This window comes from Vibrio sp. 10N.261.51.A3 (assembly GCF_041471965.1).
Lineage (GTDB): Bacteria > Pseudomonadota > Gammaproteobacteria > Enterobacterales > Vibrionaceae > Vibrio > Vibrio crassostreae_C.
In genome coordinates this window covers 1-13,038 of the sequence record NZ_JBFRPK010000071.1, presented here as the reverse complement: position 1 = coordinate 13,038, position 13,038 = coordinate 1, and the positions used below count along the sequence as shown (strand labels likewise).

At 45.6% G+C, this 13,038-nt stretch carries 10 protein-coding genes; 5 read left to right on the top strand and 5 right to left on the bottom strand.

Annotation, left to right across the window (positions count from 1 at the left end; genetic code table 11):
- The first annotated feature begins 9 nt into the window (after nucleotides 1–9).
- A complete protein-coding gene (locus tag AB4371_RS17150) occupies nucleotides 10–861 on the top strand; it encodes a LysR family transcriptional regulator (RefSeq protein ID WP_372150390.1) in 852 nt (283 codons plus the stop codon).
- A gap of 18 nt (nucleotides 862–879) precedes the next feature.
- Here AB4371_RS17150 and AB4371_RS17145 read toward each other — a convergent pair whose 3' ends face one another.
- Nucleotides 880–2,667 (bottom strand): sigma-54-dependent Fis family transcriptional regulator, encoded by a 1,788-nt coding sequence (locus AB4371_RS17145; protein ID WP_372150389.1) that lies wholly within the window; start codon nucleotides 2,665–2,667, stop codon nucleotides 880–882.
- A gap of 327 nt (nucleotides 2,668–2,994) precedes the next feature.
- On the opposite strand from AB4371_RS17145, the gene AB4371_RS17140 reads away from it, so the two are divergent.
- Entirely contained in the window at nucleotides 2,995–4,515 is a 1,521-nt protein-coding gene (locus AB4371_RS17140; RefSeq protein WP_137002175.1) for an aldehyde dehydrogenase family protein, read from the top strand.
- Nucleotides 4,516–4,641: 126 nt separating this feature from the next.
- On the opposite strand, the gene AB4371_RS17135 is transcribed toward AB4371_RS17140, so the two are convergent.
- Nucleotides 4,642–5,379 carry an NUDIX domain-containing protein gene (locus AB4371_RS17135; RefSeq protein WP_104216025.1) on the bottom strand — a complete coding sequence of 246 codons (738 nt, stop codon included), beginning with the start codon at nucleotides 5,377–5,379 and terminating at the stop codon, nucleotides 4,642–4,644.
- 224 nt (nucleotides 5,380–5,603) lie between these two features.
- Nucleotides 5,604–6,005, bottom strand: coding sequence for a hypothetical protein (locus tag AB4371_RS17130; protein ID WP_017061631.1), 402 nt, complete (start codon nucleotides 6,003–6,005; stop codon nucleotides 5,604–5,606).
- Between the two features lie 306 nt (nucleotides 6,006–6,311).
- Between AB4371_RS17130 and AB4371_RS17125 the strand changes: the two genes are divergently transcribed.
- Nucleotides 6,312–7,394: an aminotransferase class I/II-fold pyridoxal phosphate-dependent enzyme gene (locus tag AB4371_RS17125; RefSeq protein ID WP_372128278.1), complete on the top strand. Its 1,083-nt coding sequence runs from the start codon at nucleotides 6,312–6,314 to the stop codon at nucleotides 7,392–7,394.
- 77 nt (nucleotides 7,395–7,471) lie between these two features.
- Here the strand turns inward: AB4371_RS17125 and fghA are convergent, their stop codons facing one another.
- On the bottom strand, nucleotides 7,472–8,311 hold the full coding sequence (gene fghA / locus AB4371_RS17120) for an S-formylglutathione hydrolase (protein WP_017061633.1): 840 nt from the start codon (nucleotides 8,309–8,311) through the stop codon (nucleotides 7,472–7,474).
- A gap of 154 nt (nucleotides 8,312–8,465) precedes the next feature.
- Nucleotides 8,466–9,614 carry an S-(hydroxymethyl)glutathione dehydrogenase/class III alcohol dehydrogenase gene (locus AB4371_RS17115; RefSeq protein ID WP_017064961.1) on the bottom strand — a complete coding sequence of 383 codons (1,149 nt, stop codon included), beginning with the start codon at nucleotides 9,612–9,614 and terminating at the stop codon, nucleotides 8,466–8,468.
- 320 nt (nucleotides 9,615–9,934) lie between these two features.
- On the opposite strand from AB4371_RS17115, the gene AB4371_RS17110 reads away from it, so the two are divergent.
- Nucleotides 9,935–10,279 carry a multidrug efflux SMR transporter gene (locus AB4371_RS17110; RefSeq protein ID WP_017069768.1) on the top strand — a complete coding sequence of 115 codons (345 nt, stop codon included), beginning with the start codon at nucleotides 9,935–9,937 and terminating at the stop codon, nucleotides 10,277–10,279.
- A gap of 232 nt (nucleotides 10,280–10,511) precedes the next feature.
- Nucleotides 10,512–12,809, top strand: a complete 2,298-nt coding sequence (pflB, locus tag AB4371_RS17105; RefSeq protein WP_372128277.1) for a formate C-acetyltransferase — start codon at nucleotides 10,512–10,514, stop codon at nucleotides 12,807–12,809.
- The last annotated feature ends 229 nt before the right edge of the window (nucleotides 12,810–13,038 follow it).

Here is a 13,038-nt window from a genome sequence, read left to right as displayed (position 1 = left end):
ACAAAAACGATGGGTGGTGATTTCAATATGGATATTGATGCTTTGCGAGGCTTTCTCGCGTTTGTAGAAACCAGTAGTTTCACTCGTGCAGCGAAACAGATAAATCGCACCCAATCGGCATTCAGTGCTCAGATGCGTAAGTTGGAAGAAGAACTCAACGTCACTCTTTTCCAGAAAGAAGGACGTAATTTAATACTGACTGAAGCTGGCTTAGCGCTGCGATCTCATGCCGAACAGTTGGTCGCCCTTCACAATACCGCACTTAAGCAAGTAAAGCGTTACGAAGACAAACAACCTCTGCGACTCGGCTGCCCTGAAGACTACAATGACACCATTCTGCCGAAAGTGATTCGCCTGTTGCAGAAAGCAGAACCCACCTGTTCAATCCAAATATTCAGCCTGCCCAGCATTACGCTGAGAGAGTGGTTGGATGACGGCAGGCTTGATGCGGCGATTGTCACCCGAGCGCCCGATAGTGAAGAGGGTTACTGGCTCACTCATGATATCGGAGTATGGATAAGCAGCCCTGATTATGTGTTCGATGAGTCTAAACCAGTGCCATTAGCCTTGTTTCAGACCGATTGTAAGTACCACGCCGCGGCAGTGAATGGCTTAACCAAGCAGGGCACGCCTTATCAGTTATTGGCGTGTAGCAATACTGCTTCAGCGCAGCGAGCGATCGTTAAAGCTGGATTAGCCATTGGCGCGATGGGTAAGCTGAGCGTGACTTCAGATTTGAGAATCCTCGATGATATGCCACCGTTGCCTTCGGTCGATATTGTGCTGATCCTAGCGGCCAAGCATCACCCGGTATTGGATAAAGAAGTGCTCAATCAACTTGTGGAGTTGGATTCTGAGTAGCTTAGATTCCTTTTCCTACTATAGAATCCCCAAGCTCTTTAGCTTTCGATAAATGGTATTGCGGCTGATACCGAGTATTCTCGAAGTCTTACTTATGTTGCCTTGGTTGGCTTGATAGGTTTGCAGCAAGGTTTCTTCAACGGTACTTCTTAAATCGTTACTCGCTGTACCTTTGATGGCATTAGGAGTCATTAGCTGATGCTGATTATCGTGTGCTAATGACGTGAGATGTTGAGCAAGGTGGCTGGGCACATGCTCGAGTGTGAGTTGGGGTTCATCACTTGCTAATAGAGCAGCAACCTTAAGTAAGTTGTCTAATTCGCGGATATTACCCGGCCAAGAATAGGCGCACAGTAAGCTCATCAAGTGCGGGCAGATTGTCTGTTCGTCTTCGGCGTATTTACGATGAATGTGCTCGATTAAAGCGTGCTTGTCTTGTCGGTGTTGTAGGCTTGGCAAGGTGAAAGCTAAGCCATTGAGTCTGTAATACAGGTCTTGCCTAAACTCACCTGTTGCGACTAACTGCTCGAGGTTTTTGTGAGTTGCAGCGATGATCTGACAATCGACTTGATAGCTTTGATTAGAACCAACTGGCACCACGGATTTGTCTTGCAGAACATGCAGTAGTCGGCACTGAGCTTCTAAAGGCATGTCGGCGATCTCATCTAGAAATAAGATCCCTTTATCTGCCTGGCGGATCTTGCCTTGGAAACCTTTGTGGCTTGCGCCCGTAAAAGCCCCCGGCGCGTAGCCAAACAGTTCAGATTCGATAAGATCTTTCGGTAGCGCCCCGCAATTTACTGCTACTAAGGGTGAAGATTTACGCTGGCTTTGCTTGTGCAGTGCTTTAACAAATTCGCCTTTACCAACCCCTGTTTCACCTAGGATTAATAGGCTGATTCCTTTGTCGATAACCTTGTTGGCTTGCTGCCAAGCGTGTTCTATCTGTTGTTCGCCATGGTGCAAATCGCACGATGCTGAAATGGAACGCGTGCGCTTGGTCGTTGTTTGTTTGAGGTGCTGTTTCTCAAACACAAAGGGCGTGTCTAATGAGGTTCGGTTGAAGAGAGTGTCGATGCACTCGCCGACGATTGAGGTTTGATCCAGCAGTTGAGATGCGACTTGATTGTGCGCGACTACCTCGCCAGCTTCGTTCGCTATCACTATCCCTTGCCAACCACTGTGTAATAAAGATTTCTCACACGCAAGATCGATTCGAGTGGTGCCTTGTGGGATGTGGCTCAGTAGCTGGTTCTCAACAAGCTGAACCATATTTTGAACCAGTAGTTGCACCGAACTGTCGTGTTGCTGTTGCTCGCTGGTAATGTCTAACACCCCAACCATTTGACCTTGATGGTCAAACACCGGACTCGCTGAACAACTGATAAATCGATGCTGGTGGATGAAGTGCTGTTCGCCAATGATAGATACTGGCTTGGCCTCAACAATCGCGGTGCCAATCGCGTTGGTGCCTTTAAGTTGTTCCTGCCAACACGCACCAGAGCTGAGTGCAATCGAAGTCAGTTTCTCCTTAAACCGCTCTTGTCCCCAACTAGCCAGAATCACCCCTTCAATGTCGGTCAAGATCAAACGACTGTCGGTACGTGCAAACATCTGGTTGAACAGAGGCAGTGCATTACGTTCGACGATTTGAATCAAGCTCGATGATTGATGACGTCGCTGCTTCAGAATCGACTGTGGCAGGCGAATATCTTCAGGAAGTCGTCTCTGTTTTAGACCCGCTTCTGTGCTGCGGTGCCAAGAGGACGAAAGCCAATCTGAGGTGTTTGCTTGTTGAAGGTGCATGACTGTTCCATGTCGTAACAGTGAGGGTGTACCAATTTGGAACAGTTGAACACTGGAGTGGTTTCCATACGTCCGTTCAATGCCAACTCACTTTGGGTTGTAAACGTTTGGTAATCATAGTTTTACAATTTATTAACAACAAGTTTTGAAGTTCTGGCGTGTGATTTGCGTTGTTACTGTTGTGAAGAAAACACGAAGTATCAGTGTTTTAAACAGAAAGCATAAACATGGGCGTCTCGCCATGAGTTCTTTTCTCAAGGGGAGCCGCCACAAAAATAAGACAGTTCTAGCTCAATAACGAATATCAAATCGAAGAAGGATCTAACTATGATTTACGCACAGCCGGGTAGTGACAACGCAGTGGTGAACTTTAAAGCTCAATACGATAACTTTATCGGTGGCGAGTGGGTGAAGCCTGTCAGCGGCGAGTATTTTGATAACACTTCCCCAGTGAATGGTCAGGTGTATTGCCAAGTGGCACGTTCAACAGAGGCAGACATTAGCTTGGCACTCGATGCGGCGCATGCGGCTCGTGCTAGTTGGGCTGCGACCAGTGTGACAGAACGTTCCAATATCCTACTTAAAATTTCCGATCGCATTGAAGCGCACCTAGAAGAAATCGCGGTGGCGGAGACGTGGGAAAACGGCAAGCCTGTGCGTGAAACTCTAGCGGCAGACATCCCGTTAGTTGTTGACCACTTCCGTTACTTTGCAGGCTGTATTCGGGCGCAAGAAGGCAGCGCAGCCGAGCTAGATTCAAACACCGCGAGCTACCACTTCCCAGAACCCATCGGTGTGGTGGGGCAGATCATTCCTTGGAACTTCCCGATTTTAATGGCGGCTTGGAAATTGGCGCCAGCACTGGCTGCGGGTTGCTGTGTTGTGATGAAGCCAGCGGAGCAAACACCGACATCGATCTTAGTGATGATGGAGAAGATCGCTGATCTTCTACCTGCAGGCGTAGTCAACATCGTCAATGGTTTTGGTAACGAAGCGGGTCAAGCGTTAGCAACCAGCGATCGTTTAGCGAAATTGGCCTTTACCGGTTCGACAGAAGTCGGTCACCACATCTTGAAATGTGCGGCTGAAAGCTTGATTCCATCAACGGTTGAGCTTGGCGGTAAGTCTCCAAATATCTATTTCCCAGACATCTTTAACCATGAAGACGAATACCTTGATAAGTGTGTCGAAGGCATGTTGCTGGCGTTCTTCAACCAAGGTGAAGTGTGTACCTGTCCATCACGTGTGCTGATCCATGAATCGGTGTACGACAAGTTCATCGCCAAGGTGGTCGAGCGTGCTCAAACTATTAAACAAGGTAACCCGCTAGATACTGATACTCAGGTTGGCGCACAAGCTTCAAAAGAGCAGTTCGATAAGATTCTGAGCTACCTTGAAATCGGTCGTCAAGAGGGTGCGAAAGTGCTGACAGGTGGCGAAGTTGCGCAGCAATCTGATGATCTCGGTAATGGTTATTACATCCAGCCAACAATGTTGGAAGGGCACAACAAGATGCGAGTATTCCAAGAGGAGATCTTCGGTCCTGTTATCGCGGTGACGACGTTTAAAGATGAAGCAGAAGCACTCGAGATAGCCAATGATACCGAATATGGCTTGGGTGCAGGCGTGTGGACGCGTGATGCAAACCTCGCGTATCGAATGGGTCGCAACATTGAAGCCGGCCGTATTTGGGTGAACTGCTACCACGCTTACCCAGCTCATGCCGCGTTTGGTGGTTACAAGAAGTCGGGTATCGGCCGTGAGACACATAAGATGATGCTCGATCACTACCAAAATACTAAGAACCTGTTGATCAGCTACGATACTAACCCACTAGGATTTTTCTAAAATAGATAGGTTCTAGAACAGTCTATTAGGAAGTCACTAGCAACGAGATGGCTTAAACAATACAAGTAAAATGAAAAGCAAAACGCCAAGTTCTTATGAGCTTGGCGTTTTTATGTTTGAATCGCTTTAGTTTTTCGAAAAGAAGATCTCTGGCTTATGGTTCGGGCCATAGTTGCCTTCTAGTTGGGTAAGTTCTAATCCTTGTTTGCCTATCAAAGAGCCGACTAACTGGCGGTTGAACGGGTAGCTGTCGGGGTTGTTAATATACTCTTCAACATCAATCCATTTAGCTTCTGCAATTTCATCTGTGTCTTGAATCGCAATTTCTTGAGTTTGAGCGATAAGGTGACAAATAAAGTAGAGGTTTGATTTACCGAATTGATACGGGTGTCTTGTCGCCATGCCAACCACAGAAACGAACGTTGCCTCGATACCGGTTTCTTCCAAGGTTTCACGAACCACCGATTCTTCAATGCCTTCACCCAACTCAATATGACCGCCCGGTAATTTGTAACCCGTCATGCCGTGCTCTTTGATCATCAGAACTTGATTGTGTTCGTTAGTGATTAACGCACCAGCACCCAAGGTGTGGGTCGGAATGAAAGGCACAAACTCTACAATCTCGGATTTGTGGATCAGCGTAATCTCGTCTTCTAAGCAGTTGTGAAACACAAAGCCAAGCTCAGTCGCCACCGGAATAAGGTGCGAGAGTGAAATAGGTAAGCTAATCCAAATAATGCCTTTGCTATTCTGCTTTGAAAATTCGGTGATCTCGCTGAGTTCGGCATTGAATGAGTCAACATCGTGAGGGGCTGTTGCTGGGTCAATGATGATGCCGTTAAATTTGTCGAGCGTAAATTCCACGGGTGATCCTTTATTATTTTGATTTATTGGGCGTCGAGCATGGTCTGAGCTTATCGTATCTAAAGAGCTTATAACACCTTGAGAGCAAGGGCAGCAGTGAATCAAAAGTAGGCAATGCAGTTTATGTCGAACGGGTCGGGATAAGTGGAGGGTGTTGCTAGAAACAAAAACTGCGCTTGGAAGCCAAAGCGCAGTTTTAAAATGAGGTTTATTGCAGTTCGATTTTAACGAATATAGTTCGCGTTAATACTCACGTACCAGTGTTGAAGCTTGCCATCAGATTTCTTGATCCACAAATCGTTGGTGTAGCTATCAATCTTGCCGTTAACCGTAAGGTTGAATGTGTTCTCGTCGAATTCGCCAAGCTTCACGAACTGGTCCGTGGTAATCAGGAATGGGTCCATGTCGTCTACACCAACCACATCTGAAATCACATAGTAGTGGTAAGTCAGCGGCTTGCTCGCATCATTCGGGTTGCTGCGATACGCAACAAGCTTGAATGGTTCCGTTAATGGAACGTCGAGCGTTTGCTTGTCCATGGTCGCTGGAATTGGAATAAACAGCCAAGCGGTAAACAGACCGCTCAATAAAACCATCAGGAAGAAAAGAGTCTTAATTGCTTTCATAGCAACCTTCAAAATATGGGGGATGTTAATGGGGCTATGGTAACTAGGGAGAGTAAAGATGCAAGCTCTGTTATTACCCTATCTTATCTCAGCTTAATCTAGCGCAAAGAAAGCGGTTCGGTTAACTCGAAATGTAAACACGAGTGCTTAACTCTTGATTATGGCTTAAGAGAATTCGTTATTTGAACCAATCTTGGTTTTTAACCAGTCTCTCGAAACAAGGCGAAGAACTGTCGCGAAATGACCTATATAGATAAAATTCAGTACGATAAGAATAGCGCATGAATATTTTTTGAGCGTTTTCTTATGCATTTAAATCCACGGTTAAGTGGCGAATACCATTCTTATGTCGATCACTCATTTCGTATCGATTGTTCACTTGGCTCCAATCCATTTGGCGCACCAGAAATTCCTGAACATGTGATCAAAGATATTATCTACGGTATTGATAAGTACTATTGCCACAGGGAGCTTTCGGAGCTGACTTATCTGACTCGCCAGTTTATTGGGATTGAAGATTGTCGTATTACGTACACCACGGGCTCTCTTGGGGCGCTAGAACTTATCTTCAATAAACTTATCGATCACAACAATCGCACCATGATAGGCATTGGCCCTCAGTTTGTTGAAGCAGTATCAGAGTTCACTTTGGTGGGCGGGAAGTACCAGTCCATCAACATGTTTGATTATCAAAACGAGTCGGATCTGTTCGGTGTGTTGGCATCAAAAATAAGCAGTCAAAATCCTGCCTTGGTGTATATCGATAATCCCAACAACCCAACGGGTCGAATCTACGACAGAGCTTATCTGGTCGAGATAGCGAGAGTATGTGAGCGTTCTGGCGCTATTTTGATTGTCGACGAGGCATATGGTGAATACCTGACCCCTGAGCAGTCTATGCTCGATCAGACCTTAGTCTTGGACAACTTAATAGTTTTACGAACCTTTTCTAAAGGTTTAGGGCTCGCTGGGATTCGACTCGGTTACTTAGCCAGCAGTGAAAACCTGACTTCTGCAATCGAAGCTGCGGTGAGTGTGTTTACGCCGACTTACCCCTCAATAAAAATCGCATCGGCGACCTTACCCAATGCAAAACACTTCTTAGAAATGAACCGCAGCAAAACTGAATACTTTAAGCAGCAAATGATCAGCTTGTTGTCTGAGAACAATATTGAGGTGGTTGGCACGTCAATATCGACGCCCATTATGTTGTTGAAAAAGAGAGGAACTCACCTTTCAAAGCTATTTGAGAGTATCGGTATTAAGACATGTTCGGGTGTCGATTTTGCTATTACGTGCGACGCGATGACTGAAGAGTATGTTCGATTACGAATTGTTGGCAATGATATAGATTTAGAAGCGTTAAAGCAGCGTATTAAGCAGTTATAAAAGCAACCGTTATAAAATCAGTAGGCATAAAAAAGCCCGCACCTTGCGTTTACAAAGTGCGGGCTAAATTCATCTGGCTACTTGTTTAAGTAAGCAGCGTGGAACTCAATGTGTTCATCAATAAAGCTAGAGATGAAGTAGTAGCTGTGGTCGTAACCAGGCTGCATACGTAGATCTAAATCGGCATTGGTTACCTTAGCGGCTTCGACTAATTGCTCAGGTTTAAGCTGTTCAATCAGGAAGTTATCGGCTTCACCTTGGTCGACCAACATTGGCAGTTTAGTGCCTTTGGTTTTTAGAAGCTCAGAGGCATCGTAGTGTTTCCACTCTTCAATATCCAAGCCTAGGTATTGGTTGAAGGCTTTTTGTCCCCAAGGGCATTGCATTGGGTTGGTGATTGGGCTGAATGCAGAGATAGAACGGTAGCTATCTTCGTTTTTAATGCCAATCGTTAGGGCACCATGTCCGCCCATGCTGTGACCAGAAATCGATTTTACGGATGTAACAGGGAAGAACGACTCAATTAATGCAGGGAGCTCTGTTACCACGTAATCGTACATGTGGTAATGGCTGTCCCATGGCGCTTGAGTGGCATTCACATAGAAGCCTGCACCTTGGCCGAGATCGTAATTTTCATCGTCGGCAACACCTTCGCCACGTGGGCTAGTGTCTGGTGCAACAATCGCGATGCCTTGCTCAGCCGCGGCTTTGAAAGCGCCGGCTTTTTGCATGAAGTTTTCATCGGTACAGGTTAAGCCTGACAACCAATACAAAACAGGAACTGGGTTTTCTTTGCTTGCGTTAGGTGGCAAGAAAATCGCAAAACGCATGTTGCAGTCAAGCGTTGCAGAAAAGTGGGTGTATTGTTTGTGCCAACCACCAGCAACCTTTGCTTGGCTAATGTTTTCGATTGTCATCTATTGTGCTCCGTTAGGTTGATGGTTTGGGAGTAAATTTGTCTATATTACATAAAGTTTCACCACCCACCGGGCAGGAGGTGGTGAAGACAGTTTGTTGCTATTCATTTGTAGCTGTGGCCTCGATGCTCGAAAGAATCGAGGCCAAGATGTGTTACTTATCCATGTGTAGAACAGTACGGATAGATTCACCTTTGTGCATTAGGTCGAATGCTTCGTTTACGTCTTGCAGACCCATTGTGTGAGTGATGAACTCTTGAAGGCCAAACTCACCCGCCATGTAACGGTTTACGATTTCTGGAAGCTCAGAGCGGCCTTTAACACCACCGAAAGCAGAGCCACGCCATACACGACCAGTCACTAGTTGGAATGGACGAGTTGCGATCTCTTGGCCTGCACCCGCAACACCAATGATGACAGATTCGCCCCAACCTTTGTGACAGCACTCAAGGGCTTGACGCATCACGTTTACGTTACCGATACACTCGAAAGAGTACTCAACACCACCGTCTGTCATCTCAACGATAACGTCTTGGATTGGCTTGTCGAATTTAGTTGGGTTGATGCAGTCAGTCGCGCCAAGCTGTTTTGCTAGCTCGAATTTGCTCTCGTTGATATCAACACCGATGATGCGGTCAGCACCAGCCATGCGAGCACCAATGATTGCAGAAAGACCGATACCACCTAGGCCGAATACAGCAACGTTGTCGCCTTTTTCAACTTTAGCTGTGTTAAGTACCGCGCCCATACCCGTAGTTACACCACAACCTAGAAGACAAACTTCTTCAAGTGGTGCTTCTTTGCTTACTTTCGCTAGAGATATTTCTGGAAGTACTGTGTACTCAGAGAAAGTCGAGCAACCCATGTAATGGAAAATTGTTTCGCCATTGATAGAGAAGCGGCTTGTACCGTCTGGCATTAGGCCTTTACCTTGCGTTTCACGAACGGCTTGGCATAGGTTAGTTTTACCAGATTTACAGAACTTACATTCGCCACATTCTGCTGTGTAAAGTGGGATAACGTGGTCGCCAATCTCAACACTTGTAACGCCTTCGCCGATCATCTCAACGATACCGCCACCTTCGTGACCAAGAATTGAAGGGAAGATACCTTCTGGATCGTCACCTGATAATGTGAATGCGTCAGTGTGACAAACACCAGTAGCAACGATGCGAACTAGAACCTCACCAGCTTTAGGAAGTTGTACATCAACTTCTTCCATTTTTAGTGGCTCGCCAGCTGCCCATGCAACCATTGCTTTTGATTTGATATGCGTTTGACCAGGTTTAATTTCGATTGTCATTGGATGTTTCCTATATGTCAGTACAGCGGATAACTGTGCAATTAAATTCAACCCGTTAAGCGTAGTTGAGCTTAATTGTTTCCGCTCTCTCGTTTTGTTGGAGCTAGTATAGGTGTGAGTGCATGTTTTGATAATCCCCTTAAATAGAAAATGATTATTACGTATTTGTAATAATAGAGCATTTAGGTTCCTCGTGTTAACCGAAAGTCACACTTAAGAATTTTTAAGGTACGTCATAATAATTGCTTACTGAAAATCGCATGAATTGGAAATAAAACTACAATATTCTGAGCGCCGTATTTAATGTTGTGGACTCAAACATGCTTTTATCTCTTCCGCCTCCAGTGATGCTGTCACTCGCCATCGTGCTTGAAGTTGTCGCGACTTCTCTATTGCCTAAAACGCAGCAATTTACTTCCCTTCCTGCTACCGCCGCAGTACTCGTCGGTTATGGCTTTGCTTTTTATCTGTTGTCTCTCACGGTTCAAACCATGTCTTTGGGTGTCGCCTATGCGATTTGGTGTGGGGCAGGGATAGTGTTGGTCGCGGCGTTGTCTTGGTTGGTCTACGGGCAAAAGCTAGACATCTACGCGATCATTGGCATCGCTTTGATTCTGTCTGGTGTGGTGATCATCAACCTGTTTTCAACGTCGGTGAGTCACTAAGAGTCTATTTCCTACTTCTGAAGGAACAAACTAATTGGAATCTAGAGTAGTTAACCTTCAACTTAAGGTATTGAATATAAAATAGTAATTTCAATAAATGCATTTTGTGCATGTATTTTATGAAAACAGCTCACTTTACTCATAGATTGGTCGGTTTAGTATAGCCAGCAGAAACCAATGATTATAAATAATCATCGATATTGTCTGTTTATCAATAACTTAGGAGGTCATTATGACTATTCCGACAACCGATATGATGGAAGCTTGGGCGGGATTTCAAGCTGGCGAGTGGCAAACATCCGTTAATGCACGTGATTTTATTCAGCGAAACTACACCCCTTATGAAGGTGATGAATCTTTTCTTGCGGACGTGTCGGACTCGACGACACAGCTATGGGAATCGGTGCTAGAGGGTATTAAAGAAGAAAGCCGCACTCATGCCCCTGTCGATTTTGATACTGATATCGTTTCCACTATCACCTCACACGATGCAGGTTACATTGCAAAAAACCTCGAAAAAATCGTGGGTCTACAAACCGATAAACCACTGAAACGCGGCATCATCGCTAATGGTGGTATTCGAATGGTGAAAACGTCGTGCGAAGTGTACGGTCGTGAATTAGAGCCACAAATCGAAAAGATCTTCACTGAGTACCGCAAAACGCATAACCAAGTAGCGTTCGATCTTTATACTGACGAAATTAAAGCATGTCGCCGTTCTGGTATTATTACTGGTCTGCCAGATGCTTATGGTCGTGGACGCATTATTGGCGACTACCGTCGTCTTGCTTTGTACGGTATCGACTTCCTAAAATCAGACAAAAATGAGCAGTTCAAATCAACTCAGAAGATGCTTGAAACGGGTGGTGATTTAGATAAGACATTGCGTCTACGTGAAGAGCTTACTGATCAAATTCGTGCCCTTGATGAAATGCGAGAAATGGGTTTGAAGTACGGCATTGATATGTCTTCTCCTGCTCGTACTGCGCAAGAGGCAATCCAGTTTACCTATTTTGGCTACTTAGCTGCGGTTAAGTCTCAAAATGGTGCTGCGATGTCGCTAGGCCGCACATCAACCTTCCTAGATGTTTACATCGAACGTGACCTTAAACTTGGTCTGATTGATGAAAAACAAGCGCAAGAGTTGATTGACCATTTCATCATGAAGCTTCGTATGGTTCGTTTCCTTCGCACTCCTGAATACGATTCATTGTTCTCTGGCGACCCAATTTGGGCAACAGAAGCAATGGCTGGTATGGGCGTTGATGGTCGTACTCTTGTTAGCAAAACGACTTTCCGCTACTTGCACACATTGCACACGATGGGCCCAGCACCAGAGCCGAACATGACGGTTCTATGGTCTGAACAACTGCCTATCGCGTTTAAACAATACGCGGCTAAAGTGTCTATCGAAACCTCATCACTTCAGTATGAGAACGATGATCTAATGCGTGCGGATTTTGATAACGATGATTACGCGATTGCGTGTTGTGTAAGCCCGCAGGTGGTTGGCCAACATATGCAGTTCTTTGGTGCTCGTGCAAACCTTGCTAAAGCGTTGCTTTACACCATTAACGGTGGTGTTGATGAAAAATCTAACATGCAGGTTGGCCCCCAAGTTGCTCGTATCGAAGATGAAGTTCTCGATTTTGACCGCTTAATGCCTCGCTTTGATGACATGATGGATTGGCTTGCAACGCAATACGTCACTGCGCTGAACGTGATCCATTACTCGCATGACCGTTACAGCTATGAAGCATCGTTAATGGCATTAATGGACCGCGATGTTCATCGCACAATGGCTTGTGGTATTGCAGGGCTGTCGGTTGTTGCTGACTCGTTAGCGGCTATCAAATACGCGAAGGTAACACCAGTACGTAACGAAGATGGCATCGCTGTCGACTTTGAGATTGAAGGTGAATATCCAAAATTCGGCAACAACGATTCACGTGTTGATGATATTGCTTGTGATTTGGTTGAACGTTTTATGAAAAAAATTCAGAAAATGAACACCTACCGTGAAGCGGTTCCAACTCAATCTATCCTTACGATTACTTCAAACGTTGTATATGGTAAAAAAACCGGTAACACACCAGATGGTCGCCGCGCAGGTATGCCATTTGGCCCGGGCGCAAACCCAATGCACGGTCGTGACGAGAAAGGTGCGGTTGCTTCACTTTCTTCAGTTGCCAAACTGCCGTTTGAATTCGCTAAAGATGGTATTTCTTACACCTTCTCAATCGTACCAAATGCACTAGGTAAAGATGATCTAAGCCAAAAAGTGAACCTAGCAGCACTAATGGATGGTTACTTCCACCACGAGGAAAGTGCAGGATCGATTCGTGTTGAGGGTGGACAGCACCTTAACGTGAACGTGCTTAACCGTGACATGTTGTTGGATGCCGTCGAACATCCAGAAAAATACCCACAGTTAACCATCCGAGTGTCGGGTTACGCTGTGAGGTTCAACTCGCTAACACGTGAGCAGCAACAAGATGTAATTAGCCGTACGTTTACTGCTAAGATCTAACCGTAAACTTCAAGATATACGGTTCTAAAAAAGCGCGAGAATGACATCCGTTTCTCGCGCTTTTTTGTGCGTGGAGTATGGCGCTAATGATGTCGTTGGGCGTCGCGTTGTCTTGGCTAGTATATGGGCAAAACCGATATTTACGCGGTGATTGGAATTACTTTGATGCTTTTTTTGGGGGGATTCGCTTGTTTTTTATGTCAGAGATCACTAGGGCGTGTTGATCTTT

Coding starts and splice junctions, on each gene's coding strand:
- AB4371_RS17150 (WP_372150390.1), top strand. CDS start 10: ATGGGTGGTGATTTCAATATGGATATTGATGCTTTGCGAGGCTTTCTC.
- AB4371_RS17145 (WP_372150389.1), bottom strand. CDS start 2,667: ATGCACCTTCAACAAGCAAACACCTCAGATTGGCTTTCGTCCTCTTGG.
- AB4371_RS17140 (WP_137002175.1), top strand. CDS start 2,995: ATGATTTACGCACAGCCGGGTAGTGACAACGCAGTGGTGAACTTTAAA.
- AB4371_RS17130 (WP_017061631.1), bottom strand. CDS start 6,005: ATGAAAGCAATTAAGACTCTTTTCTTCCTGATGGTTTTATTGAGCGGT.
- AB4371_RS17125 (WP_372128278.1), top strand. CDS start 6,312: ATGCATTTAAATCCACGGTTAAGTGGCGAATACCATTCTTATGTCGAT.
- fghA (WP_017061633.1), bottom strand. CDS start 8,311: ATGACAATCGAAAACATTAGCCAAGCAAAGGTTGCTGGTGGTTGGCAC.
- AB4371_RS17115 (WP_017064961.1), bottom strand. CDS start 9,614: ATGACAATCGAAATTAAACCTGGTCAAACGCATATCAAATCAAAAGCA.
- AB4371_RS17110 (WP_017069768.1), top strand. CDS start 9,935: ATGCTTTTATCTCTTCCGCCTCCAGTGATGCTGTCACTCGCCATCGTG.
- pflB (WP_372128277.1), top strand. CDS start 10,512: ATGACTATTCCGACAACCGATATGATGGAAGCTTGGGCGGGATTTCAA.